The following is a 25,552-nucleotide window of genomic DNA, read 5'->3' as shown; positions in this document are numbered from 1 at the left end:
GGTGATTTGAAGTGTGTAGATTGCGCCGCGTCATCAAACGCTAAAGCACTGCGGAGCGCTCGCGCCTCGTGGTCCTTCATCGAAAGGATGACTTGCCGTGATTGATCGACCCTCGTTCCAAAGTCTCTTTTGTGCCTGCTCCCGCTGTCGAAGCTGACCTACCCGTCAGATCCGATTGCTTTCAGCAGATGGCCGTTAGGCCGCGCCAGGAGACTTCGACACCATGCCCCACTTTCACCAGGACGACGCCCACAGGGCGTTGAACCGATTGCACACGCCTGATGCACGGGCGGATCATCTCGAGGCCCGTGCCCGTAACCGCCTTCATACCGCCCCGCCGCCACGGGTGATCGAAATCGGCGACGTGACGGCCGGAATCGCCGTGCCCGAACGGGGCGGCGTCCGGTTCTTCTCGTCCGGCCGTGATTTCGACCCCCTCGACGGGCTCGTCTTCGCCAGCGTCGAGAAGGCCGCCAAGGCGGCTCGGGACCGTTTCGCGGCTCGTCGCGCGCCGCGCAGGCAGGCCGCCTCGCCCCGCCTCGATCCTGTCCGGGCCGACGCGGCCTTCGACATCCATCGGACCGCGTACGGGCGCTGAGCCTTCGCTCCCCTCGAAGGCGGCCGTTCCGGCGCGGACGCCCGTCCCGGAACGGCCCTCTCACCCCTCGCCGGTTTTGCTAGGCGGCGTTGTGGCCTTGAGGCGCCTCCGGCGTTCGGCTCGGGCGAGTTCGGCCGCATTGGCAAATCCCGTCGCCATGGCGATATTCGCCGAGCTCAGCGCGCTCTCGCGGCGGAGCTGATGGGCCCGGTCGAGACGCAGGGCGAGATAATGCTGGTGAAGACTGATGCCGATCCGGTTTCTGAAGAGTAGCTCGAGCTGACGGATCGACACGCGGGCGAGATCGGCCAGTCCCTGCCGCGAGAGCGGCGTTTCCAGATTCGCTTCCATCGCGGCGAGGACCCGGAGCAGCCGCGGGTCGCGCACCCCGATCCGCAGGCGGAGGTCCATCCTCTGCGGACTCAGGCCCTCGCGAATCTGGTTGTGCAAAAACCAGTCGCTGACGCCGTTGGCGAGGCCCGGACCGTGGTCGCGCTCGATCAGGTTGAGCATCAGGTCGAGGGCGGCGATGCCGCCCGAGCAGGTGATCCGATCGTCCTGGATCTCGAAGAGGGAGCGCACGACCTCGATATCCGGGTAGCGTTCCTCGAAGGCGGGAACATGCTCCCAGTGGAGCGTGCAACGGCGCCCCGTCAGCAGACCCGCACGGGCGAGCAGGTAAGGCCCTCCGGAAATGCCGCCGAGCGTGATCCCCCGCCGGGCGAGATGGCGAAGCCAAGCGGTCAGGGCTGGGTCGTCGAAGGCGGCGGGATTTCCCCCCGCACAGACGAAGACACGGTCAGCGTCGAGCTTGGTGTCGCCGACATCGACATCCGGCAGGATCGCGATTCCGTTGGAAGCCTGGACGGCGCCTCCGCCCGGTGCCGCATGCCACCAGCGGTAGACTTCGCTTTCCAGAAGGGTGTTGGCCGCCCGCATGGGCTCGACCGCGGCCGCGTAGGACATGAGCGGAAAGTCCGGCAGCAAGATGAAGCCGACGGTCAGCGGCGCCGGCTTTTCCGATGCTGTGGCGTCAAGGGCGAGATCGGGCAAGATTCGGGGACTTTGGCGCTAGAGGACGGCCGTTCATTTCTGCGCAAATTGTCCGAATGACGTCGCAAAATGCAAGGGGCGTTAGCCGGCGATACGCTACTCAAGGTGACACACGCCGCAACCAGCCCCGGAGCATGTCCCGCCATGCGCTATTCCCTCCTCAGCGTCCTGGGTCAGGCCCTGCGCGGCCAGCGTGATTGGAAGCCCCAATGGCGCGATGCCGCGCCCAAGGCCGAGTATGATGTCGTCATCGTCGGTGGCGGCGGCCACGGTCTCGCGACCGCCTATTATCTCGCCAAGGAGCACGGCATCACCAACGTCGCCGTGCTGGAGAAGAGCCATGTCGGCTCCGGCAATGTCGGGCGCAACACCACCATCGTCCGCTCGAATTATGGGCTCGCCGGCAACATCCCGTTCTACGAACGGTCGATGAAGCTCTGGGAGGGGCTTGAGCAGGACATCAATTACAACGCCATGGTGAGCCAGCGTGGCGTGCTGAATCTCTACCATTCGGACGCGCAGCGTGATGCCTATGCCCGGCGCGGCAACGCCATGCAGATGGCGGGTATCGATGCCGAACTCCTCGACCGCGAGGGGGTTCGGGGAATGGTGCCGTTCATCGATTTCGACAATGCGCGCTTTCCCGTGAAGGGCGGTCTCCTGCAGCGCCGGGGCGGCACGGTGCGCCACGACGCCGTGGCCTGGGGCTATGCCCGCGCGGCCAGTGACCGGGGCGTCGACATCGTCCAGAACTGCGCCGTCACCGGCATCCGCCGTGAGAACGGCCAGGTGGTCGGGGTCGAGACGAGCCGTGGCTTCATCCGGGCGAAGAAGGTCGCGCTCTCGGTGGCGGGCTCGACATCGCTGCTGGCCTCCATGGCCGATCTGCGCCTGCCGATCGAGAGCCACGTGCTCCAGGCCTTCGTCAGCGAGGGCGTGAAGCCTCTCATCGACACGGTGATGACCTTCGGGGCCGGCCATTTCTACGTCAGCCAGTCGGACAAGGGCGGCCTCGTCTTCGGGGGCGACATCGACGGCTACAATTCCTACGCCCAGCGCGGCAACCTCGCGACGATCGAGGACGTGATGGAGGGCGGCATGGCCCTGTGGCCGGGCCTCGGGCGCCTGCGCCTGCTGCGGCACTGGGGCGGGATCATGGACATGTCCATGGATGGCAGCCCGATCATTGACCGCACTCCGATCGACGGTCTCTATCTCAACGCGGGCTGGTGCTACGGCGGCTTCAAGGCGACCCCGGCGGCGGGGTTCTGCTTTGCCCATCTCATCGCCCGCGACACGTCCCATGAGGACGCCGCCGCCTACCGGCTCGACCGTTTCGCCACCGGCCATCTCATCGACGAGAAGGGCATGGGCGCCCAGCCGAACCTGCATTGAGCGCGGATCTGGATTGAGGGAACGACGATCATGCGTATCCGATGCCCCCATTGCGGGCCCCGCGACAACGGCGAGTTCAGCTATCTCGGCGACGCCGCGCCGATCCGGCCCGACGGCATGGAGGTGCCGCCCGCCGCCATGCACGACTACGTCTACCTGCGTGACAACCCGGCCGGCCCCCATCGCGAGCTCTGGTATCACGGCGCCGGCTGCCGCTCCTGGCTCGTGGTCGACCGGGATACGCGCACCCACGAAATCACCGGGGTGTCCTCCGCCCGCGACGTCGCGCTGAGCCGCCGGACAGGAGAGGTCGCATGACCACGCTCACCCTTCGGGATACCGCCTCCCCCAGCGGCGCCTCCCCGGCAACGGCCGTTGGGCAGGGCTTTCGTACCGGGACCGGCGGCATGATCGACCGGCGCCGCCCCCTGGACTTCACCTTCGACGGCCAGCGCTACAGCGGCTTCCAGGGTGATACCCTGGCCTCGGCGCTGTTGGCCAACGGCGTGCGGCTCGTGGGCCGGTCGTTCAAGTACCACCGCCCGCGCGGCATCCTCACCGCCGGTTCGGAGGAGCCGAACGCCCTCGTCGAACTGCGCTCGGGCGCACGGCGTGAACCGAACACCCGCGCCACCGTGGCCGAACTCTACGAGGGGCTTGAGGCGTCGAGCCAGAATCGCTGGCCGTCGCTGAAATACGACGCCCTCTCCGTCAACGCCCTGGCGGCGCCGGTCTTCGCGGCGGGGTTCTACTACAAGACCTTCATGTGGCCGGCCGCTCTCTGGGAGAAGCTCTACGAGCCGATGATCCGCCGCGCCGCCGGCCTCGGCCGGGCCGCCCATGCGCCGGATCCCGATACTTACGACAAGGCCTTCGCGTTCTGCGACGTGCTGGTCATCGGGGCCGGACCGGCTGGGCTCGCCGCAGCCCTGGCCGCCGGACGGTCGGGCGCGCGTGTCATCCTCGTCGACGAGGATCACCGGACGGGCGGGCGCCTGCTTGCCGACCGGCGCGAGATCGCCGGCCGATCCGGTGCGGACTGGGCCACGGACACCCTCGCCGAACTGGCGAGCATGCCGGAGGTGCGCATTCTGAGCCGGACCACCCTGTTCGGGGTCTACGATCACGGAGCCTACGGGGCGGTCGAGCGCGTCGGCGATCATCTGGCCGTGCCCCCCGTCCATGCGCCGCGCCAGCGCCTGTGGCGGATCACGGCAAAGCAAGCCATTCTCGCTGCCGGAGCCATCGAGCGCCCTCACGTCTTCGGCGGCAACGACCGGCCCGGCGTGATGCTGGCCGGCGCGGTGCGGACCTACCTCAACCGATACGGCGTGCTCCCGGGCCGGGCCGTCGCAATCTTCACCTCGGGCGATGACGGCTGGCGCACCGTGGCCGATGTCGCCGCGGCGGGCGGACAGGTGGTGGCCGTGATCGATTCCCGCGCATCGGTGCCGGCCGAGCTGCGCCGGGCGGCCGAGGCCGTCGGCGCGCAGGTGATCTGTGATGGCTACGTCACCGGTACGAAGGGGCATCTCGGACTAGAGGCGATCGAGGTGGTGGACACCTATGGCAGCCGCCAGACCATCGCCTGCGACTGCCTCGCCATGGCCAATGGCTGGAATCCGATCGTGCATCTCGATTCGCATCTGTCGCGGCGACCGGTCTGGGACGAGGCGATCCACGCCTTCGTGCCGGGTGCGCTTCCCTCGGGCATGGTGGCCGTCGGGGCGGCGGGCGGGGCCTTCACCCTCGCCTCCTGCCTGGAGACCGGCGGCCGGGCCGGTGCGGAGGCCGCCTCAGCCTGCGGATTCGCCAGCGCCGCGCCCGAGACCCCGAAGACCGATCCCGAGAGCATCGCCCATACGCCGCTGTGGCGCGTGCCGGTATCGAGGGGCAAGGCCTTCGTCGATTTCCAGAACGACGTGGCCGCCTCCGATGTGGAGCTCGCCCATCGCGAGGGCTTTCGCGCGGTGGAGCTCCTGAAGCGCTACACCACCCTCGGCATGGCCACCGACCAGGGCAAGACCTCGAACCTCGCCGGGCTCGGCATCATGGCGGAGCTCACCGGCCAGCCGGTCGCGAGCGTCGGCACCACGATGTTCCGGCCGCCCTTCACCCCCGTCGCCATCGGCGCTTTCGCCGGGCATCACCGGGGCAAGGATTTCCGCGCGACCCGGCACGTCCCATCGCATACTTGGTGCGAGGAGCAGGGCGCGGTCTTCGTCGAGACCGGCCTGTGGCTCCGCCCGGCCTACTTCCCGAAATCCGGCGAGAGCGACTGGCTGGAAACGGTCAATCGCGAGGTGAATACCGTGCGCGCCCATGTCGGCATCTGCGATGTGACGACGTTGGGCAAGATCGACATCCAGGGCCGGGACGCCCTCGCTCTCATCGAGCGGGTCTGCGCCAATCCGTTCGGCACGTTGCCCGTGGGCAAGGCGCGCTACGCCGTACTCCTGCGCGAAGACGGCTTCGTCCTGGACGACGGCACCATCGCACGGTTGGGCGAGAGCCATTTCGTGATGACGGCCTCTACGGCCAACGCCGCCAAGGTCATGCAGCACTTGGAATTCTGCCACCAATGGCTGTGGCCTGAACTCGACGTGCAGATGGTTTCGGTGAGCGAGCAGTGGGCGCAATACGCCGTGGCCGGCCCACGTGCCCGCGACACGTTGCAGGGTATCGTCGATCCCGGTTTCGACCTGTCGAACGATGCCTTCCCCTTCCTGGCCTGCGCCGACATCACGGTCGGAGGGGGCATCCCCGCGCGGCTGTTCCGCATCTCGTTCTCGGGTGAACTCGCCTACGAACTCGCGGTGCCGGCGGCCTATGGCGACGCCGCCTGGCGTGCGGTCATGGCGGCCGGCTCGGCCCACGGCATCACCGCCTACGGCTCGGAGGCGCTCTCGGTGATGCGCATCGAGAAGGGCCACGCCGCTGGCGCCGAGATCAACGGCCAGACGACGGCGCGCGACATCGGCCTTGGCGGCATGCTCGCCAAGAAGAAAGACTATATCGGCCGCCTCATGAAGGACCGCCCGGCCCTCGTCGATCCCGAACGGCCGATCCTCGTGGGGTTCCGCCCGGTCGATCGCAGCCAGCGCCTGCGTGCGGGTGCGCGGTTCCTTGCCGTCGGCGCCGCCCCGAGCCTCGCGGCCGATGAAGGCGTCATGACCTCCGTCGCCTATTCGCCGAGCCTCGGGCACTGGATCGGGCTCGGGTTGATCCGGCGCGGCGCCGAGCGCCATGGGACGCGCGTGCGCGCCTACGATCCGGTGCGCGACGGGGATGTCGAAGTCGAGATCTGCTCACCGGTCTTCGTCGACCCGAAAGAGGAGAAGCTGCGTGTCTGATGTTATCGAGACGACATGGCGGCCGAGGAGCGCCTGGGCGGGAATCGCGCCGGTCGGTCGGCACGGCCGCCCGGGCGGCGAGCCCGGTCTCACCCTGACCCTGCGCGACGAATTCGGGCTTGCCACCCTGATCGCGGTAAAGGGCCGGACCGACGCCCTGCGGCAGGTTCTGGACGAGCGCTTCGGCTGGTCGCTGCCCGAAACGGGGACTGCCAGCCTCACGGGAGAGCGGGGATTGGTCTGGTCCGGACCGGATCAATGGCTCGCTCTCTTCGAGACGCGCCAGGAGATGGCGGGCCTCGGCGAGGCGTTGCAGGGTATTGCCGCGGTCACCGACCAGAGCGACGCCCGCGCGATCGTCCGCGTGTCCGGGCCGGACGCCCGGGCGTTCCTCGCCAAAGGCCTCGCCATCGACGTTCATCCCCGTGCCTTCCAGCCGGGGCAGGTCGCCGTCACCGCCCTTGCGCATTTGGGCGCGCAGGTTTGGCAGCGGGACGCAGCCCCCACCTACGACCTCGCCGTGACGCGCAGCTTCGCCGGCAGCGTCTGGTCGTGGCTGAGCCATGCCGCGGCTGAGTTCGGCTACGACGTTCGCAGCGCGGCGCCGTGAGCGGAGCCGACTGTTCCCCGGCCGGATGCTTCAGCTGCGCGGGTAGATGATGACCGACAGGTAGGTCATCGGGGTCTTGATCAGTTTGGCCGGCCCATGCGAGGCCGCCGAATCGAATAGGAGCGAGTCCCCTGGCTGCAGCGTGTAATCGTGTTTGTCATGGCGATAGATGACTTCACCGGTCAGCATATAGATGAACTCGGTGCCGCCATGCCGAAACTCCGTATAGGACTCGGCATCGTTCTCCAGGGTGATGAGATAGGGCTCGACGACGATCTCGCCGCGCAGGCCCGCTCCGAGCAGTTCGTAGAGATGTCCGGCCTTCGTGCCGCGCCGTTCGATGACGACGCCTTGTCCGCGCTTGACGAAGGAGCAGTCGCGGCTCTCCTCGAAGGCCGAGAACAACACGGTGATGGGCACGTTCAACGCCTTTGCAACAGCGTTGATCGACGACAGCGACGGGGAAATCTGCCCGTTCTCCATTTTGGAGATCATGCCGGGTGAGATCCCGGCCGCCGTGCCGAGATCGGCTACAGAGAGGTCGCGCTCGCGCCGGAACAGGCGGATCTGGTGGCCGAGTGCCCGCTCGAGTGTGCGCTTGTCGTCGACCGGTGCGTTAGAGGCGGTGTTCAGCATCCGGTTTCTGATCTCGCCCTCATCGCAGCACGCATCGAGCACGACGCGGGGCTCAAGAGCCATCATGTCGGCACAGGATTCACGTCTAACACCGGAATACCGCATCGAACAGATTGCGCGATTGCCGGTGAGGCGATCCGACTCATGATTGTCGATGGCAGAATCTGTGCGGTTGGTTCCTTTGCCCGACACATCAGCCGATCAGGCGCGCCGAACCGCGAAACCCGTCCGTGTAGAAAAGATGGTGTGCGAGCGGACGCGTTGCTTCGGAGAAGACGTCCAGCCTGCCTCGAGTGAAGGCGGGCACCCGTTTCCGGACTATCGCCCGCACAGGCCGTGGGTCAGGATGCCGAAGTGGTCGAGCATGACGTGGAACCATAGGATGTCACCGCACGCAGGCGCGCGATCCGGTAAGCATCGGGGATCGAGAGTGCCCAGACGAACACGCCTGCTGCGTGACGACCGATCACATCCACATCCGGCGACGCGAATTTCGTGGTCAGCCACGCCCCCACCAGAGTGAAGAACGCGAAGCCCAATCCGCGTTGTGCCTGCCCGAGGAGCACATGGCCCATGCCCGGCAGCAGGATGGCGGCCGCGAGGACCAGATAGGGGTTAGGCTGCGGCGCGCGCAGGGGCTTCTTCGGATCCATGGACTGCATCTTCTCCGGTAAGGCTCCGGACGAGGCCGGTTGCTTGGGCGAGCAGAGGCCGCAACTGCTCCGGACCGATCTGCGTCATGGGGAAACGGTTCTCGCGCAGGAGCAGGTAGGCACCGCGTTCGCCCTGGCAGAGCTGGCTGACGATCCGGATCCCCCGAGGCGTGAGCAGCACTTCCTTCACGCGTGGCTCGGCGAGAATGGTCGCGATTGTGCCGGAGGCACGGGCAAGGACGGGCCCGGCACCGAGCGATCCCCGCACCAGCGTCTCGCCCGGCCAGCCTTCCGGCACATCGTAGCGCGCCGGGAGATTGTCCGCCGGGGCATAGAATTCGGCACCCACCACGCGCCTGAGGATGTCGATCGTGCCGCGAACGCCTGTCGCATGATGCACCGAGACGCTGAGCCAGAGCTGCGGCAGGCGCCGGAAGGCAAGGGCTTCCGGGATGACCCGGATCTCGACCGGCATGCCCAGGAACCGGCCCGCGAGAGTTCCGAAGCCCGTCGGGTCGCGGCCATGGACCGGCTTCGCCAGAAGGTCTTCGCAGGGTCGGAGCATTCCGGCCCGTTCCGCCGAGGCCGTCCGGCCGCGCCGGTAGAGCGCGTAGCCGGCGGCACCCAGCATCGGGAGGATGAGGAGGTCGATCATTCCGGCCTCAATAGCCGCGCGGCTTTGGCCAGTGCATCGTGAACTGGTCGCCGCGCCTGACATACTTGTAGCGGTGCAGCACGAACCAGGCGGAGGCGATGATGTAGAAGGTCATCATCGCAACGAGCTGCGTCCCGTAGCCGAGGAACACCGCGACGTAGGTGACGCTGCACAGAAGCAGAAGCAGAAGGCACGGCAGCGGATGGAGCGGATGGACGTAGCCTCTCTGAATGGTGCCGAGAGGCCACTTCCGACGGAACAGGACGATGGAGAGCGCCATCAGCGTGTAGCCGAGCAGCCCGGACAGGATCGAGAAGGTGATGGTCTGGTCGAGCGGCGTCGAGACCGCGAACATGATCGCCACCGGCACGAAGAAGACGATCGACCGGTAGGGTGTGTGGTAGGCGGGGTGCACCGCACCGAACCAGGCCGGCATGTAACGGTCGCGCCCCATGGCGAACCAGGCCCGCGAGGCGTCGTTGATGCAGCCATTGGCCGAGGCGACGGTGGCGAACAGGGTGCCGAAGAACAGAAACACTTCGAGCCAGCGATTCCCCGTGAGACGCCCGGCATCGTAGAGCGGCGTCACGGCTTGGCCGAGATATTCCCAGGGCATCAGCCCAGAGCAGACGTACCAGGTGGCCGTTGCGGCGATCAGGAGGGTCATCATCCCCGTCATGGTGCCCAGCGGCAGGGCACGGGCGGGCGAGCGCACCTCCTCCGCGGCCTGCGTCGTTCCCTCGATGCCGAGGTAGAACCACAGGCCGAAATGCATGGCGGCGAGGATGCCGAGATTCCCGTAGGGCAGGCCGACCAAGAGGGCATCGTGCTGCAGCACTGCGCCCGGCGCCCAGGGTTGGGTCGCCACGAAGAGCACCACGATGGCGAGGAAGGCAGCGGCCGTGATCAGCAGGTTCATCGTCAACGATGCGAGCACGCCGCGATAGTTCAGGAAAGCGAGGGCCACGATGGTGAGCACCATGAACGCGCGCTTGTCGACGGTGCCCGCGACGCCGAGATTGGCCATGAACGCTTCGATCAGATCCCCGGTCACGATGGCGTTCGAGACCTCGAGCATCGTGTAGGCCATCACGAGGTAGAGGCCGACATTGAAGGCCGCGAGCGGCCCGATGATGTGCTTGGCCTGCGCGTACTGGCCGCCCGCGGCGGCCACCGTGGAGGTAATCTCGGAATCGATCATGGCCACGCAGGTGTAGAGGATCCCGGCGAGCCAGCAGGCGGTCAGCGCCGCGACCGGCCCCCCCTTCCCGACGGCGAAGTTCCAACCCATGAACTCGCCCACCAGCACGATCCCGACGCCGAGCGCCCAAACATGGCCGGGCCCGAGCACGCGCAAGAGCGCGATCTTCCTGGCGGGTACAGCGGCCGATACTGACGACACGTCCGGCAGCGACACTTTCGGGGTCTGGAATCCAGGCGGAGTGGCGATCTGAACATCTTGCATCACGACCTCGCTGCCTGTTCGCCGACATCGGCATCCACGATCTCGCCCTCCTCGGACGAGAGGAGGTAGTCCTCTCCGAAGGCTCGGTTGGTGCGCACCAGATCGACGGCCATCCAGAGCGCAAGGGCTCCGGCGATCGCCCAGGCACTCCAGTTCATGATCACGACCATGACGGATATCCTCGTAGGAAATGAACGGGCTGACTGCGACCGCGGCCAATGAGGCTCAGCGAGGCTCTACTGTCTTACTCGGGTCATCGTCGCCGAAGCGCTCGGCGATGACTTCGCGGTACTCGTGGTCGGAGTAGCGGAACATGAAGACGAAGTAGGCCACGATGATCAGCGCCGTGAATGCCAGGGCCGTCCAGTTGAAGTTATAGTCGAATCGGGTCCCGATGATCGTCGCGGCCTTCTCTGGCGCGATGCCCAGCTTCTCCCACTGAGCCGCCATGACCGCGTTCTGTCCCAGTGATTCCCAGGATGGATTCGGATATTCCGTCGTGGTCGTGCCGCCGCCGGCCAGTTTGAGCCAAAGCGGCAGGTAGAGTGTGATGAACACAAGGATGAGCATCAGGATCGCATCGAAAATCTGCCCGATGATCGGCTGACTCGGCGGCTCGTAGGGAACCTTTTTCATTCGGTTGCTCCTTTGTGCTGCCGCGCTTTGCGGATTTGGTCGAGATAATAGATGTCGGTGCCGTAGATTGCGGACTTGTCTTCACTGTAGTGACGGATCATCGCGAAGGTGGATGCTGTGTTGAGGAAGAGCACGATGGCGCCAAGGATCGCCATCGGGATGAGCAGGTTGGTGCTCTCGAAAGCTTTCCACATGCTCCAGAACGTGAAGGCATAGATCAGCCAGACCGCGACCACGGCGAACGCGGCGGCTGCGCTGTCGCGTCTGAACATGGATGAAATGCGGGGATCCTGATTCACGGCATGTCCTCCTTCGTAAATTTTCTTTTTGAGAACCCAGGGTTCCTTTCTGGAAAGATCCTGCCGAGAATAGGCCCTTGTCAATGCCTAAATTGGTGGCGCAGTGCACGCATATTGAACTTTCTTGCCTGTCCCTTGAGAGAGTCAAGTGTTTCTCAGCCCTCGCTTGATGGTGGAGAGGGGTGGGCGGTGACCTCGTCACTCGCTCGTGAGCCATCACTTTCTCTTATGATGAAGGGACACATTCTCCCTTCGTCAGGACTTGACGGCCTCACGCTTTTCGCGAAACCCGATTTCTTGAAGGGAATTTTCGTCGTTCCGGCGAGCAGGTGTTCTCGTCGCTACAGGTCGCGTCGGACCTATTTGACGAGGATAAGCGTATCGTAACGAGGCCTTGTTCTCAGCGATACAGTTCTTCAGAGCGGTAAACTTGCAGGGCGCTGTGCTGGCCAGGCGAATCTCGCTGCGAGCATTTGTCCTTTTCGCAACGTGCCTCACAGAAAGGCGCCTCTGTTCGGGCGGCAGATGATCGGTCACCCCAATATTTCCCCGGAAGAATTTTTTGTGACCGATAGTTGACGGGTCGGTTGGAATGTGAGAGCAACGATCAACATGCTCGGTGGAAGCGGGAAAGTGCGATGTGCGGTATAGTCGGGTTGTACTTGAAGAACTCAAAGCTTGAGCCGCAGCTTGGCTCGCTTCTGTCCAAGATGCTCGCGACCATGACGGATCGCGGTCCCGATAGTGCTGGCTTCGCCGTTTACGGATCGGACAGTGACGGCGTGAAGCTCACCCTTCGTGGTGCGGATCAGGCAGCGCTGCGGAAGGCGATCTCCGGTCTGGAAGAGGCTCTCACATTCACCTTCGACAAGATTGAACGCGACACTCATACCGTCATTTCCGTGCCCGCTGAGCGCGAGGGGCGGATCCGCGCGTGGCTCAAGAAGGAGGCGCCCGGCATCGACGTGGTCAGCGCCGGCCGGCGCATGGAGATCTACAAGGAGGTCGGGCTACCGGCCTCCGTGGCCGAGCGGTTCGATCTCGCCGGCATGACCGGCACCCACGGGATCGGTCATACGCGCATGGCCACGGAGAGCGCGGTCACCACCAATGGCGCGCACCCGTTCTCTACCGGCATCGACGAATGCCTGGTCCATAACGGTTCGCTGTCTAACCACAACGACATGCGCCGCCGCCTCGAGCGCGAGGGGCTCACCTTCGCCACCAAGAACGACACCGAGGTCGCGGCCGGCTACCTCAGCTGGCGCATGCGCGAGGGGGCGTCCCTCCAGCAGGCCCTGGAATCGAGCCTGTCGGATCTCGACGGTTTCTTCACTTTCGTGGTCGGGACCGAGACGGGCTTCGCCGTCGTGCGCGATCCGATCGCCTGCAAGCCTGCGGTGATGGCCGAGACCGACGATTACGTGGCGTTCGGCTCCGAATACCGGGCCCTCGTGGGTCTGCCCGGCATCGCCTCCGCCCGCGTCTTCGAGCCCGAACCCGCCAAGGTCTACGCCTGGGAGCGTCACTGATGTCGTCCTACGATCTCAACCAGGCGCCCCTGCGCGACCTCAACCGGGCGCTGCACGCCCTGCGCCCCGACACCAACGAGACCCATTGGACCATCACCGGTCCGGATGGTCGCCACGCCATCGCGGTGGGCCTCGATGCGCCCATCTCCGTCGAGATCGAGGGGAATGTCGGCTATTACTGTGCCGGCATGAATAAGCTCGCCAGCGTCGTGATCAACGGCAATGCGGGCGTGGGTGTCGCCGAAAACATGATGTCGGGCTTCGTCCATGTGCGAGGAGACGCCAGCCAATCGGCCGGCGCCACGGCTCATGGTGGCCTGCTGGTGATCGACGGCAATGCAGGCGCGCGCTGCGGCATCTCGATGAAGGGCGTCGATATCGTCGTGAAGGGCTCGATCGGCCACATGTCGGCCTTCATGGCCCAGGCCGGAACCCTGACCGTTCTGGGCGATGCCGGCGAGGCGCTGGGCGATTCCCTCTACGAAGCGCGGCTCTACGTGCGCGGCTCGGTCAAGAGTCTGGGTGCCGATTGCATCGAGAAGGAGATGCGCGACGAGCACCGCGAACAGCTTTACGCCAAGCTCAAGGCCGCCGGACTGGCGGGCGAGGTGAGCCCGTCGGAATTCCGGCGCTACGGCTCCGCGCGCCGCCTCTATCATTTCAACGTCGACAACGCCGGAGCCTACTGATGGCCGAGACTCCCAAGGACCCGACCCTCAAGGATCCTACCCTTAAGGATGCGCGCCCCTTGCCGCGCACCAAGCCCCGCTTCTCGGCGACCTACACGCCCGACGTGATGTCCGAGATCCGCCGCGCCGCCGCAACCGGCATCTATGACATCCGGGGGGCCGGGGCGAAGCGCAAGCTGCCGCATTTCGACGACCTCCTGTTCCTCGGTGCCTCCATCAGTCGCTACCCGCTGGAGGGGTACCGAGAACGCTGTGGCACCGAGGTGGTGCTGGGCGCTCGTTTCGCCTCGAAGCCGATCCACCTCAAGACACCGATCACCATCGCTGGAATGAGCTTCGGCTCGCTCTCCGCCCAGGCCAAGGAAGCCCTTGGGCGCGGAGCCACGCTCGCTGGCACCTCGACCACCACCGGCGACGGCGGCATGACGCAGGAGGAGCGCGGGCATTCTCAGACGTTGGTCTATCAGTACCTGCCCTCGCGCTACGGCATGAACCCGGACGACCTACGGAAGGCGGACGCGATCGAGATCGTCATCGGCCAGGGCGCCAAGCCCGGCGGCGGCGGCATGCTGCTCGGCCAGAAGATCACCGAGCGTGTCGCGGGCATGCGCTGCCTGCCCCCGGGCGTCGACCAGCGCTCGGCCTGCCGCCACCCCGACTGGACCGGGCCGGACGATCTCGAGATCAAGATCGAGGAACTGCGCGAGATCACCGATGGTGAGAAGCCGATCTACGTGAAGGTCGGCGCCTCGCGGCCCTATTACGACACTGCGCTCGCAGCCAAGTCCGGCGCCGACGTGGTTGTCCTCGACGGCATGCAGGGCGGGACAGCCGCGACGCAGGACGTGTTCATCGAGCATGTGGGCATTCCGATCCTGGCGGCGATCCGCCCCGCGGTGCAGGCGCTGCAGGATCTCGGTCTGCACCGGAAGGTGCAGCTCGTCGTCTCGGGCGGTGTGCGTTCGGGAGCCGATGTGGCCAAGGCTCTGGCTCTGGGCGCGGATGCCGTCGCCATCGGCACGGCGGCGCTCATCGCCCTCGGCGACAACGATCCACGCTGGGAGGCCGATTACCAGGCCCTCGGCACCACCGCCGGCGCTTATGACGACTGGCACGAGGGCAAGGATCCCGCCGGCATCACGACGCAGGATCCCGAACTGGCCAAGCGCCTCGATCCGGTTCTGGCTGGCCGGCGTCTCGCCAATTACCTCGCGGTGATGACGCTGGAAGCGCAGACCATCGCGCGTGCCTGCGGCAAGAGCCACCTGCACAACCTCGAACCCGAGGACCTCGTGGCGCTCACCATCGAAGCTGCCGCCATGGCGCAGGTTCCGATGGCCGGCACCAGCTGGATTCCCGGAAAGACCGGCTTCTGACCACGCAAGGCCGCCCCTTAAGGGCGGCCTTTTCTCCACCGCATGGCCGCGATCGGCCGCACGACGCAACGCAGGGTGACGCCATGACCCCGGATCTCGAAGCCGTCGCAAAAGAGCGTGGCATCAAGTATTTCCTCGTATCCTACACGGACCTGTTCGGAACCCAGCGCGCCAAGCTCGTCCCGGCCGCCGCCATCGCCAGCACCTGTCGGAACGGCGCGGGGTTCGCAGGCTTCGCCACATGGCTCGACATGAGCCCGGCCGATGCCGACCTCCTGGCCGTCCCCGATGCGGCGGGCCTGATTCAGTTACCCTGGAAGCCGGAGGTCGGCTGGTTGCCCGCCGACCTCGTCATGGGTGGCAAGCCCGTGGAGCAGGGGCCGCGCAACATCCTGAAGCGTCTCATCAAGGACGCGGCGCGGGACGGCCTTCAGATGAAGACCGGCGTAGAGTGCGAGTTCTTCCTGATCACGCCCGACGGTTCCGAACCCGCCGACATGGCAGACCGGCAGATGAAGCCCTGCTACGACCAGTCGGCCCTCATGCGCCGCTACGACGTGATCACCGAGATCTGCGATGCGATGCTGACCCTCGGGTGGAAGCCGTACCAGAACGACCATGAGGACGCGAACGGCCAGTTCGAGATGAACTGGGACTACGACGACGCCCTCGTCACGGCCGACCGGCACGCCTTTTTCAAGTACATGACCCGCTCGATCGCCGAGAAGCACGGACTTCGGGCGACCTTCATGCCCAAGCCCTTCATGGACCTGACCGGCTCCGGCTGCCACGCCCACGTCTCACTGTGGAACGGGGAGCGCAACGTCTTCTCCGATCCGTCGGACGAGATCGGGATGTCGCGGGAGGGCTACCACTTCATCGGCGGCCTGATTCACTCGGCCGATGCGCTCGCTGCCATCACCAACCCTTGCGTCAATTCCTACAAGCGCATCAACGCCCCGCGCACCACATCCGGCGCGACCTGGGCCCCCAATACGGTGACCTATACGGGTAACAACCGCACCCACATGATCCGCATCCCCGATGGCGGGCGCTTCGAGTTCCGTCTCGCCGACGGCGCCGCGAACCCTTACCTGCTCCAGGCAGGTCTCCTCGCTGCCGGCCTCGATGGCCTGCGCAACCGGCGCGATCCGGGCAAGCGGCTCGACATCAACATGTACACGGACGGTCACATGGTCGAGGGCGTCAAGCGCCTGCCGCTCAACATGCTCGACGCCATGCGGGCGCTCGAACAGTCGGACGTCCTCGCTCAATCCCTCGGCAGCTTCGTGCCCAGCTATCTCAAGCTCAAGACCGAGGAATGGAACGCCTATTCGCGCCATCTGACGCAGTGGGAGCGCGACACCACGCTCGACTGCTGACGGAAGGCTCCCGGCCGGTTTCCGGGAGCCCATGAGTGCGAGGTGTCGTTTCGCTCCTCGACCCAACCGTCGTCCGAGAGCGGCCGTCCTGCGCCGCTTTCGACCTGGATCGCTCTTGATGATAAGCATGGTGAGGGACATATCGCAGCCGGTTGCCCGTCTTGGAATTTCGGCGCATGAACCGGCGGATCTCGGCTTTTCGGTCCGAATAAGACGAATGCGGGCAGGAAAGCTCTGTGGACCACGACGACAACAGTGCGGGCATCGAGGCCCACCGTCGTGCGGCCCTCGCACGCTATGGCATCCTCGATACCGAGGCCGAGGCTGATTTCGACGATATCGTGAAAGCGGCGTCGGCGGCCTGCAATGTGCCAATCTCGCTGATTTCCCTGCTCGATGGCGAACGGCAATGGTTCAAGGCCGAGACCGGGTTCGGCCAGAGGGAGACTCCGATCTCCTCCTCGATCTGCCGCTATGCCGTCCGTGAACAGGACGCGGTGTTCGAGATTTCCGACACGACCCGCGACGAGCGGACCGCCACGAATCCCCTGGTCACCGGCGAATCACACGTACGCTTCTATGCCGGCGTACCGCTGCAGACGGCGGATGGCGTGACCCTCGGAACGCTGTGCGTCCTCGACACCAAGCCGAACAGCCTCACCCCGGCGCAGATGCTCATCCTGCGCACTCTGGCCAAGCAGGTGATGGCCCTCCTCGATCTACGGCGGGCCCTCCAGGACCGGCGCGAGAGCGACCGGCTCAACAAGGCGATCCTGGAGAGCGCTGTCGATTACGGCATCATCTCGATGGACCTGTCCGGCCAGGTCACGAGCTGGAACACCGGGGCGGAGCGCGTCCTCGGCTGGACCGAGGCGGAGATGTGCGGCGAGTACGCCCATGTCTTCTTCACAGCGGAGGACATCGAGAACGGCTTGCCCGAGCAGGAGATGGGCGCGGCGCTGATGCATGGCCGGGCCAGCGACGAGCGCTGGCACAAGCGGAAGGATGGGTCCCTGTTCTGGGGCCTCGGCGAGATGATGCCGCTGAGGAACGAAGACGGGAATCCCGAGGGCTTCATCAAGATCCTGCGGGATCGCACGGAACAGCGTCTCGCGAGCCAGAAGCAGCACAACGACGCCGAGTTCATGCGCAGCGTCCTGGCCTCTTCGGCCGATTGCATCAAGGTGCTGGACCTCGACACGAGGCTCACCTTCATGAGCGAAGGCGGGATGCGCGTGATGGAAGTCAGCGACTTCAACGCGATCAAGAACTGTCCCTGGCCCGATTTCTGGCAAGATCAAGGTCACATCCAGGCTCGGGAGGCTGTCGCTGCCGCCAAGGCCGGGCGCACGGGCCATTTCCAGGGCCTCGCCAACACCATGGCGGGAAATCTCCGGTGGTGGGATGTGCAGGTTACGCCAATCCTCGACGCCGAAGGGCAGCCGGAGCGTTTGCTGTCGGTCTCGCGCGACATCACCGTCCAGAAGAATGCCGAGCAGCTGATCAGCGCCAGCGAGGCACGCTGGCGCGGCCTGTTCACCAGCATGCAGGAAGGCTTCTTTCTTGCCGAGCTCATCCGCGACGCGGCGGGACGGCCGCTGGATTACCGATTCTTGGAGATCAACCTGGCTTTCGCTCGGCAATCGGGCCTTCCCGACGACAGTGTCGGCCGGACCATCCGCGAACTCGTGCCCGATATCGAGCAATGGGTGATCGACCGCTATGCGACCGTCGTCGATACGGGCGAGCCAACCCTGTTCGAGATCACGGTCGCCGCTCTCGACCGCAGCTTCGAGGTTCGAGCTGGCCATGAGAGCGACCAGCGCTTCAGTTGTCTCTTTCTCGATGTCACCGAACGCGCACAGAACGAGACCCGCCGCCTCGCCATCGCGGAACTCGGTGACCGCCTTCGCCATCTGAGCGATCCTGTCACGATCTCCTTCACCGCGGCCGAGATCGTTGGCCGTACCCTCGGACTGTCCCATGCCGGCTACGGCGCGGTGGACCAGGATCGCGAGACCATCCTCATCGGCCGGGGCTGGTCCGCCCAGAATATTCCCCGTATCGACGGACTTCATCACTTCCGGGAATACGGCTCGTACATCGATGAGCTGAAAACCGGCGGGACAGTCCTGATTGAGGATGTCACCTCAGATCCGCGAACGGTGGCGGATGCAGCCTCGCTCATCCCCATCAGCATCCGATCGCTCTTGAACTTGCCCGTCATGGAGCACGGACGTTTCATGGCCTTGCTGTACGCGGCCAAGGACGTGCCCCATGCCTGGACGACCGAGGAAATCGGTTTCGTCCGCAACGTCGCCGACCGGACCCGCGCTGCGATCGCGCGGATCGAGGCGGAAGCGCAGCAGCGCGTGCTCAACCTCGAACTCAGCCATCGCATGAAGAACATGCTGGCGATGGTGCAATCCATCGCCACGCAGACCATGCGCAACGCCACCGACATCGCCACCGCGAAGGACGTGCTGGCGGGTCGTCTGATCGCTCTCGGCAAATCCCACGACCTGCTCCTCGGCGGCTCGCTCGGCGATACGCCCCTCAAGACGCTGATCGAGAGCACGCTGGAGCCTCACAAGGACAAGCCGGACCGGTTCACCGTTCGTGGACCCGCGCTGAATGTCGGCGCCAAGGCCGCGATGTCGCTCGCTCTCATCCTCCACGAACTCGCGACGAACGCAGCCAAATACGGCGCGCTCTCCGCCGCGAAGGGTAGCATCACCATCCTCTGGGAGATCCGCCCGCATGAGAGCGACGGCAGCGACCGGGTGCTGCTGCGCTGGGTCGAAGCCGGCGGGCCTCCAGTGCAGCCGCCGACGCGGACGGGGTTCGGCACGCGGCTGATATCGCGCGGCTTGGCCGGCAATTTCGGCGGTGAGGTTTCCCTCGATTACCGCATGTCCGGCGTGGTCTGCACGCTCGAAGCTTCATTGAAGGGTTTGCAAGCCGTCGATACCCCGCCCGATTTCCACTAGGCGGCCGGCATCGCGCACCGACGCGCGCTAGGAGGTTGGAACCGGGGGTCAGTCTGCCTGGATTTGATTGCGCCCCGCCCATTCGAGTGGGGCGTGCAACTGCAACCGAGCGATCCGGCTTCGGTCTTCCGCTGCGACATCTCGCAGGTCAGGAGATGCTGCAACAGCGTCTCCAGGTCGTCCTTCTGGTAGGGCTTCTGCATCACCGGGACGGTACGATAGGCGGGCTCGACACCGGCCGCCCCGTAGCCTGTGGCGAAGAGGAATGGGATGCAGCGCTCGAACAGCTTGTCGGCTACGGGATAACTGCGCGCGTCACCGAGATTCACGTCCAGGACAGCGAGATCGAATGTCTCCGCTTGCAGGTTCCTCAATGCCTGTTCGAGGCGCATGGCGATCACGACCTCGCAGCCGAGATCGAGCAGCATGTCCTCGGCGAGCATCGCCACCAGGCTTTCGTCTTCCACCAGCAGGACGCGGCGCCCCTCGAGCATGCTCATGAGCCGGGTCGCCCCGTCACGATCTCCTGCCCATGCCAGCCCAAGGCCGTCAGCGGGATATCGAGGCGACAGACAACTCCGGTTGGTGCGAAATCGATCGCGGCGTTGCCGTCGAACTCCAAGGGCAATTGTCGCTCGACAAGACGGGAACCGAAACCCCTGCGCGTCGGGGGAGCCACTTCCGGGCCACCCGTCTCCGTCCAGGTGAGGGAAAGGCGCTCGCGCGCCCCATCGGGTTTCAGCGTCCAAACGACGGTGACCCTGCCCTCGGGCACGGAAAGAGCACCGAACTTGGCGGCGTTCGTCATCAGTTCGTGCAACGCCATGGCCAGTGTCACGGCTACCTTGGGATGAAGACGGGTATCCGGGCCGGTGATCTGGAACCGGTTCGCGTCGGCCTCCGCCACCGCGTGGGGCGCGATCGCCCGCTCGACGACGCCGATGAGGCTGGCGCTCTCCCAGTTGGATTCGGTCAGGACGTTGTGAGCGTTCGACAAGGCCGTGACACGAGCGTCGAATACGGCGCGGGCCGGCTGGTCGGAAATGGCGCGGAAGGTCTGCGCCGCGATGGACTGGACGGTGGCCAGCGTGTTCTTCACCCGATGGTTCAGCTCGTTGGTCAGCAGCCTCTGCCGCTCGGCTGCCGCCTTCTCCTCGGTGATGTCGCGGACCTCGATGATCGTGCCGATAATTTTGGCGGCGTCGTCACGGATCGGGCTCGCGGTGAACCCGACAGGGTAGAAATGCCCGTCCTTGTGGACGAACACTTCTTCGCCGCGTTCCTGGTTGTTCTCCGGGAAGGCACGGTCGATGGCGCATTCCTCCAGCGGGAACGGGCGGCCGTCGGGATAGGTGTGGTGGACGATGTCGTGAAGCGGGCAATCGCGCGCGAGCACTTCCCCGACGGTGAAGCCGGTGAGCAGTTCGGCGGCGCGGTTCATGTAGACGCAATGCTGCCTGTCATCCATCAGGAAGATGGCCACCGACGCATTGTTCAGCACTGCGTTCAGACGGCGCTCGGTCTCGTGCAGCTGCAAGCCGCGGCGCAACGTCGGCAGGGATGTCGATGCTTCGGCGGAGGACAGGAAGGGCGGCCGGGTCGGCACGGAGCGGGCTCTCTGCGAAGATGGGCAACACCCGATGGTGCGCCGCAAGATCTTAACGGGTTCGCCATGGTCCGGCGAGGGGTATCCGGCTATCCTCGAAATCCTTGAAATCCTCGAAAACCTCAAGGGACGACAGGCGAAAGTGCGAGGAGCGAGGCTTTGTTCCGCCCAACCGCATTCGGTTGCACAGTCGATGTGCGCATGGGCAGGTGAGCCCCCGTTTGAGCCTCTGCCGAAGCCGGAACTTGCCGGAATGTCACTTTGCCAGGGCGACGTCGTGCCGATGCGAGACCGCAGGCTCGGAGCATGATGGATTTCGTCAATTTCCTCTATGGCGCGCCGATCTGGCAGATGGCCTGCATCATCAGCTCCATCTCCGTGGGTGGCACGGTGTCGGCCGTCCTGATGGTCGACAGGGTTTGGAAGAAGGATCGTCGGCGGTCCCACAACGATATCGCCGGCTTCTTCATCGCCGTCGTCGGTGTCATCCACGCGATCTTGATCTCTTCCCTGGCGATCACCGTCATGACGCGGAAGGACCGTGCCGAAACCCTCGTTTTCGAGGAGGCCGATAAAGTCGCGAGACTGGCGCGGGAGGTGACGACCCTTCCCGAACCGAACCGTGCTGCCATGCCTGCTCATCTGGCGACTGACGTTCAGGTGGTGATCGAGGAGGAGTGGCCCCAGTCGAGACGGGCGGAGCGGCCCGTCGCGGGAACTCGGGTGCTCCACCGCCTATGGCTCGATGCTGCAGCGCTGCCGCTGAAGGATCTGGCGGACGTTCTCACGGTGAAGGACTTTCGCAAGCACATCGACGATCTCTACGATCTCCATCGCGGACGAAGCGATCTGGCCATCAATGGCGTCGACCGGATCGTCTGGGCCGTCGTGCTTCTCGGCTCGATCTCAATGATCGCTTTCGCCGTCCTGTTCGGTGTCGAAAATTTCGCGGCTCATCTGTTGATGAGCTGCCTCCTCTCCTTCTCCATCGCTCTGGCCATGACGATGATCGTCGCCATCGACTGGCCGTATTATGGCTACGATTCCATCTCGGAGGACCTTTTCCTCGAACTGAGATCGGGATTGAGAGAGGGGTCGGCCCCCCTGACGCTCACGATGCGGATCGGAGTGGACGGACGCCATGCCGCAAGCTCGGTGGGGGATTAAGCCCTTGATCGGGAGGGCACGCGCCCGAGTTCGGGCTGATGCCAAATCGTCCCGCTTCCAATACCACCGCCGGTGCCCCGGTCATCCCGGGCCTGGGTACCGGCGGCCCATCCACGTTGGTCTGCCTGCATTTCCTCGGCGGAAGCGCGCGGGAATGGGAGCCGGTCGCAGCCTGTCTCGATGGCGCCGTTCGTCTGGTCGCGCTCGACCTGCCGGGGTTCGGTGATGCGGCTGCCGTCCCGGGCTACACGGTGGATGCGATGGCGGATTATGTGGCTGCCCGCATTACGGCCGCCGATCCCGGGGAACGATGGTATCTCGCCGGCCATAGCATGGGTGCCAAGGTGGCACTGGCTATCGCCCGGCGCGCCGAGGACGGGGCGCCGGATCTGGCGGGGCTCGCCGGGCTGGTCCTGCTCGGCGGTTCGCCACCGAGTCCAGAGCCGATGTCCGACGACAAGCGGCAGGAGATGTTGGGCTGGATTTCCGCGGATGCGGAGACCCGCCGGCGCAAGGCAGGCGAGTTCATCGACCAGAACACCGGTGCGCGCCTCGACGAACCGCGTCGAACCCGGGCGATCGAGGATGTGCTGCGTGCCGCTCCCGCCGCCTGGACGGCATGGCTTCGCGATGGCTCCCGCGAGGATTGGCGCCGCCGGATCGGCATCCTGCGCATACCGGCCGTGGTCGTCGGCGGAACCGAGGATGCCGATCTCGGCGCTACAGCGCAGGAGGCCCTGACGCTTCCTCACCTGGCATCCGGCCGCCTCGTTGCCCTCGACGGTGCAGGACATCTCCTGCCCCTGGAGCGACCGGAGGCGGTGGCCGAGCTCATTACAGATCTCGTCGCGGAGGGGGCGGCGCGACGGTCTATCTCACCGGAGGTGCCGCAGCCCTACCGCGCGCTGATCGATTCCAAACGGGTGAACAGCCGTCTGAGGGCGGCGCTCATCGCCCGCGCCGAGCCCGATGCTTCGGAGTGCCGGTCCACATGGTTCGACCTCATGGAACTCGCCCTCCTTCGCGCCGTCCTCGACCGGGTGCTCCCGCAGGGCGATGCCGGCCGGATCGACATTGCTGCACGGATCGAGGCCCGGCTCGCTGCTGGAACCGGGGATGGTTGGCGCTTCGCCAAGCTGCCGGAGGACGGCGAGGCTTACCGTGTCGCGCTGAGCACGCTCGATGCCGCCGCGAGATCCGTCCACGAGACGGGCTTCCTGTCCCTCGGCGGGGCCGATCAGGACGCCCTCCTGCACGCGGCCTCAGCCGGCGAGCGGCTCTCGCCCGAAGGGCCGAGGCAGGGGTTCGACGCCGAAAGAATGAGCCTGTGGTTCGAGGATCTGCGCAGTGACGCGGTACGGATCTATCTGGCCCATCCCGCCAGCCTCGCGCGGATCGGCTTCGGCGGGATCGGCGCGGGTGGCGACGACACCGATCGTATGCCCGGCTTCGTGCGGGTGGGGATCGGTGACCCTGAACCATGGGAATCCGCCGCCCTGGGTAAGACCGGCGGGGAGATCGGTCTGTGAAGCTCGATGCGATGCGTCGCTACGCAACCGATGACATCGTCGATGTGGTCGTCATCGGCACGGGGGCGGGCGGCGCGCCCGTGCTCGCCCGTCTCGCAGCGGCAGGGCTCACGGTCGTCGCCCTGGAGGCGGGACCGAACTTCGATCCCACCCAGTTCGCGTTCGACGAAACGCTCGCGGATGAGATTTACTGGACCGAGGAACGCCTCAGCGGCGGTTCGACACCGGAGGCCTTCGGCGCCAACAACAGCGGGACCGGGGTTGGTGGCTCGACCCTGCATTGGGGGGCTTTCACGCCGCGCGCCGACGAGCGCGACCTGCGTCTTCACTCCGAGACCGGGATGGGCGTGGATTGGCCGCTCGATTACGACGACTTGCTGCCATTTTATGAGCGCGTCGAGGCGTTTATCGGCGTGTCCGGCTCCTCCCAGTACCCCTGGGATCCCGGCCGGCGCTATCCTCTCTCACCGGTCCCGCGCAACGCGCCGGCGCAGGTGATGGGCCTAGCCTGCGACCGGCTCGGCATTCGAACCGCCGACTCGCCTGCAGCCGTCGTCTCGCGCGACTTCTCCCAGGAGGGCGGCGGCCTGCGCCGGGGCTGCATCAGCTGCGGCTACTGCCACCAGGGCTGTCGCACCGGCGCCAAGACCAGCATGGATGTGACCTACCTGCCGCATGCGGTCTCCAATGGCGCGGAAATCCGCCCCGATTGCCGCGTGCACGAGCTCGAGCGTGACCGCGAGGGCCGGATCACGTCGGTGATCTACCGGCATGGCGGCATCGATCATCGGCAGCGTTGCGCGGCAGTCTACCTCTGCGCCGGCGCCGTGGAGACGCCCCGGCTCCTCCTGCATCTCGGGCTCGCCAACGGCAGCGGTCAGGTCGGCCGCAACTATATGGGCCATGTGGCGACACAGGTCTGGGGGACGTTCGAGGCCGAGATGCGGATGAACCGGGGCTATCCCTCGTCGCTCATCAGCGAGGACATGGTCCGGCCCAATGATGCGGATTTCGCGGGCGGCTACCTGATGCAGAGTCTCGGCGTCCTGCCGGTCACCTGGGGCAACTCGGTGGCGCGGGGGCGCGGCCTTTGGGGGCGGGCGCTGACCGAACATCTCAATCGTTACAACCACATGGCGGGCATCGGGATCAACGGTGAGACCCTGCCCTGCGACGCCAACGTGCTGGTCCTCGCCGACGAGGTGGACGCGTTCGGGATACGCAAGGCGCAGATCGATTTCGGCTTTTCCTCCAACGAGGACCGGCTGAACGCCCATGCGACGCGGACCATGAAGGCGATCTGGGAAGCCGCCGGCGCCACCGACATCTGGGTGCTGGAGCGCGTCGCGCACACGATCGGCACCTGCCGGATGGGCATGGATGGCGACAGCGCCGTGGTCGATCCCCATGGCCGGAGCTTCGAGATTCCGAACCTCTGGATCAGCGACGGATCGACCTTCCCGAGTTCGCTGGCCGCCAACCCGGCCTTGACCATCATGGCGCTGGCCCTGCGCTCGGCCGAGGCGTTCCTCGGGCATCCCTCCTGAGGATTCATCAGGAACGCCACCGCCATTCCCCGGTTGGATTCACCGCAACGCGACGAGGTTTCAAGCGCCATGACCACGAAAATTTCCACGACGAATGCCCGCGCGGATGCGCATGGCGAAATCCGCCTCGCCAAGGGTGAGCGGGTCGCCATGCGGATGTGGCGTCACGAGCCGCCGACGGACGACAAGCCGAGCGCCAGCCGGCCCTACGAGACGGTGGGATACGTCATTTCCGGCCGCGCCGAACTCACGGTCGGCGGCGAGACGGTGACCCTGGAGCCCGGCGATTCCTGGCTCGTCCCGGCCGAGGCCGAGCACACCTACACGATCCTCGAAGAGTTCACGGCGGTCGAGGCCACCGCTCCGCCGGCCGCGTAAACG

The 25,552-nt window shown here is 65.7% G+C and carries 24 protein-coding genes; 14 read left to right on the top strand and 10 right to left on the bottom strand.

What is annotated here, in order from left to right:
* The first annotated feature begins 223 nt into the window (after nucleotides 1–223).
* On the top strand, nucleotides 224–598 hold the full coding sequence (locus tag ACYQOP_RS05190; RefSeq protein ID WP_461221511.1) for a hypothetical protein: 375 nt from the start codon (nucleotides 224–226) through the stop codon (nucleotides 596–598).
* A gap of 60 nt (nucleotides 599–658) precedes the next feature.
* Here ACYQOP_RS05190 and ACYQOP_RS05185 read toward each other — a convergent pair whose 3' ends face one another.
* Nucleotides 659–1,564: a GlxA family transcriptional regulator gene (locus ACYQOP_RS05185; RefSeq protein WP_419953636.1), complete on the bottom strand. Its 906-nt coding sequence runs from the start codon at nucleotides 1,562–1,564 to the stop codon at nucleotides 659–661.
* Nucleotides 1,565–1,795: 231 nt separating this feature from the next.
* On the opposite strand from ACYQOP_RS05185, the gene ACYQOP_RS05180 reads away from it, so the two are divergent.
* The 4 genes from ACYQOP_RS05180 to ACYQOP_RS05165 are packed head-to-tail and all read left to right on the top strand — an operon-like array spanning nucleotide 1,796 to nucleotide 7,009.
* A complete protein-coding gene (locus ACYQOP_RS05180) occupies nucleotides 1,796–3,046 on the top strand; it encodes a sarcosine oxidase subunit beta family protein (protein ID WP_461221509.1) in 1,251 nt (416 codons plus the stop codon).
* A gap of 30 nt (nucleotides 3,047–3,076) precedes the next feature.
* Nucleotides 3,077–3,364 carry a sarcosine oxidase subunit delta gene (locus tag ACYQOP_RS05175; protein WP_018045590.1) on the top strand — a complete coding sequence of 96 codons (288 nt, stop codon included), beginning with the start codon at nucleotides 3,077–3,079 and terminating at the stop codon, nucleotides 3,362–3,364.
* Entirely contained in the window at nucleotides 3,361–6,399 is a 3,039-nt protein-coding gene (locus ACYQOP_RS05170) for a sarcosine oxidase subunit alpha family protein (RefSeq protein WP_461221506.1), read from the top strand. The genes ACYQOP_RS05175 and ACYQOP_RS05170 overlap by 4 nt, the downstream gene beginning before the upstream one ends.
* Nucleotides 6,392–7,009, top strand: a complete 618-nt coding sequence (locus tag ACYQOP_RS05165; RefSeq protein WP_461221504.1) for a sarcosine oxidase subunit gamma — start codon at nucleotides 6,392–6,394, stop codon at nucleotides 7,007–7,009. Before ACYQOP_RS05170 ends, ACYQOP_RS05165 begins: the two co-directional genes overlap by 8 nt.
* 30 nt (nucleotides 7,010–7,039) lie before the next feature.
* Here ACYQOP_RS05165 and ACYQOP_RS05160 read toward each other — a convergent pair whose 3' ends face one another.
* The 7 genes from ACYQOP_RS05160 to ACYQOP_RS05130 all read right to left on the bottom strand — a co-directional run bounded on the left by ACYQOP_RS05160 (nucleotide 7,040) and on the right by ACYQOP_RS05130 (nucleotide 11,353).
* Nucleotides 7,040–7,645, bottom strand: coding sequence for a helix-turn-helix domain-containing protein (locus ACYQOP_RS05160; RefSeq protein ID WP_056454447.1), 606 nt, complete (start codon nucleotides 7,643–7,645; stop codon nucleotides 7,040–7,042).
* Between the two features lie 341 nt (nucleotides 7,646–7,986).
* Nucleotides 7,987–8,298, bottom strand: coding sequence for a hypothetical protein (locus ACYQOP_RS05155; RefSeq protein ID WP_461221502.1), 312 nt, complete (start codon nucleotides 8,296–8,298; stop codon nucleotides 7,987–7,989).
* Nucleotides 8,261–8,953, bottom strand: a complete 693-nt coding sequence (locus ACYQOP_RS05150) for a hypothetical protein (RefSeq protein WP_461221500.1) — start codon at nucleotides 8,951–8,953, stop codon at nucleotides 8,261–8,263. Before ACYQOP_RS05150 ends, ACYQOP_RS05155 begins: the two co-directional genes overlap by 38 nt.
* Nucleotides 8,954–8,960: 7 nt before the next feature.
* The gene (locus ACYQOP_RS05145) at nucleotides 8,961–10,418 is read right to left on the bottom strand and encodes an APC family permease (RefSeq protein ID WP_461221498.1); all 1,458 of its coding nucleotides are present in this window, start codon (nucleotides 10,416–10,418) and stop codon (nucleotides 8,961–8,963) included.
* A complete protein-coding gene (locus ACYQOP_RS05140; protein WP_461221497.1) occupies nucleotides 10,418–10,588 on the bottom strand; it encodes a hypothetical protein in 171 nt (56 codons plus the stop codon). Before ACYQOP_RS05140 ends, ACYQOP_RS05145 begins: the two co-directional genes overlap by 1 nt.
* A gap of 55 nt (nucleotides 10,589–10,643) precedes the next feature.
* Nucleotides 10,644–11,054, bottom strand: coding sequence for a hypothetical protein (locus ACYQOP_RS05135; RefSeq protein WP_311276537.1), 411 nt, complete (start codon nucleotides 11,052–11,054; stop codon nucleotides 10,644–10,646).
* A complete protein-coding gene (locus ACYQOP_RS05130; protein ID WP_244478164.1) occupies nucleotides 11,051–11,353 on the bottom strand; it encodes a hypothetical protein in 303 nt (100 codons plus the stop codon). Before ACYQOP_RS05130 ends, ACYQOP_RS05135 begins: the two co-directional genes overlap by 4 nt.
* Before the next feature lie 638 nt (nucleotides 11,354–11,991).
* Here ACYQOP_RS05130 and ACYQOP_RS05125 point away from each other — a divergent pair.
* The 5 genes from ACYQOP_RS05125 to ACYQOP_RS05105 all read left to right on the top strand — a co-directional run bounded on the left by ACYQOP_RS05125 (nucleotide 11,992) and on the right by ACYQOP_RS05105 (nucleotide 19,322).
* Complete coding sequence (locus tag ACYQOP_RS05125; RefSeq protein WP_056454435.1) at nucleotides 11,992–12,885, top strand: class II glutamine amidotransferase; 894 nt, start codon at nucleotides 11,992–11,994, stop codon at nucleotides 12,883–12,885.
* Nucleotides 12,885–13,574 carry a GltB/FmdC/FwdC-like GXGXG domain-containing protein gene (locus tag ACYQOP_RS05120; protein ID WP_056428416.1) on the top strand — a complete coding sequence of 230 codons (690 nt, stop codon included), beginning with the start codon at nucleotides 12,885–12,887 and terminating at the stop codon, nucleotides 13,572–13,574. Before ACYQOP_RS05125 ends, ACYQOP_RS05120 begins: the two co-directional genes overlap by 1 nt.
* Nucleotides 13,574–14,950 (top strand): FMN-binding glutamate synthase family protein, encoded by a 1,377-nt coding sequence (locus ACYQOP_RS05115; protein ID WP_082470585.1) that lies wholly within the window; start codon nucleotides 13,574–13,576, stop codon nucleotides 14,948–14,950. Before ACYQOP_RS05120 ends, ACYQOP_RS05115 begins: the two co-directional genes overlap by 1 nt.
* A gap of 83 nt (nucleotides 14,951–15,033) precedes the next feature.
* A complete protein-coding gene (glnT, locus tag ACYQOP_RS05110) occupies nucleotides 15,034–16,332 on the top strand; it encodes a type III glutamate--ammonia ligase (protein ID WP_056428409.1) in 1,299 nt (432 codons plus the stop codon).
* Between the two features lie 236 nt (nucleotides 16,333–16,568).
* Nucleotides 16,569–19,322, top strand: coding sequence for a PAS domain-containing protein (locus ACYQOP_RS05105; RefSeq protein WP_461221495.1), 2,754 nt, complete (start codon nucleotides 16,569–16,571; stop codon nucleotides 19,320–19,322).
* Here ACYQOP_RS05105 and ACYQOP_RS05100 read toward each other — a convergent pair.
* On the bottom strand, nucleotides 19,319–19,822 hold the full coding sequence (locus tag ACYQOP_RS05100) for a response regulator (protein ID WP_461221494.1): 504 nt from the start codon (nucleotides 19,820–19,822) through the stop codon (nucleotides 19,319–19,321). The two genes, ACYQOP_RS05105 and ACYQOP_RS05100, sit on opposite strands and share 4 nt — an antisense overlap.
* On the bottom strand, nucleotides 19,819–20,928 hold the full coding sequence (locus tag ACYQOP_RS05095; protein ID WP_461221493.1) for a sensor histidine kinase: 1,110 nt from the start codon (nucleotides 20,926–20,928) through the stop codon (nucleotides 19,819–19,821). The genes ACYQOP_RS05100 and ACYQOP_RS05095 overlap by 4 nt, the downstream gene beginning before the upstream one ends.
* 306 nt (nucleotides 20,929–21,234) lie before the next feature.
* Between ACYQOP_RS05095 and ACYQOP_RS05090 the strand changes: the two genes are divergently transcribed.
* From ACYQOP_RS05090 to ACYQOP_RS05075, 4 genes are all read left to right on the top strand, one after another.
* On the top strand, nucleotides 21,235–22,095 hold the full coding sequence (locus tag ACYQOP_RS05090; RefSeq protein WP_461221491.1) for a bestrophin-like domain: 861 nt from the start codon (nucleotides 21,235–21,237) through the stop codon (nucleotides 22,093–22,095).
* 38 nt (nucleotides 22,096–22,133) lie between these two features.
* The gene (locus tag ACYQOP_RS05085) at nucleotides 22,134–23,624 is read left to right on the top strand and encodes an alpha/beta hydrolase (protein WP_461221489.1); all 1,491 of its coding nucleotides are present in this window, start codon (nucleotides 22,134–22,136) and stop codon (nucleotides 23,622–23,624) included.
* The gene (locus ACYQOP_RS05080; protein ID WP_461221487.1) at nucleotides 23,621–25,171 is read left to right on the top strand and encodes a GMC family oxidoreductase; all 1,551 of its coding nucleotides are present in this window, start codon (nucleotides 23,621–23,623) and stop codon (nucleotides 25,169–25,171) included. The genes ACYQOP_RS05085 and ACYQOP_RS05080 overlap by 4 nt, the downstream gene beginning before the upstream one ends.
* Before the next feature lie 69 nt (nucleotides 25,172–25,240).
* Nucleotides 25,241–25,549, top strand: coding sequence for a cupin domain-containing protein (locus ACYQOP_RS05075; protein ID WP_056428392.1), 309 nt, complete (start codon nucleotides 25,241–25,243; stop codon nucleotides 25,547–25,549).
* The last annotated feature ends 3 nt before the right edge of the window (nucleotides 25,550–25,552 follow it).

It is taken from the genome of Methylobacterium sp. CM6247, assembly GCF_054817925.1.
The sequence above is the reverse complement of the archived record's forward strand: the minus strand, read 5'-3'. Positions and strand labels throughout refer to the sequence as shown.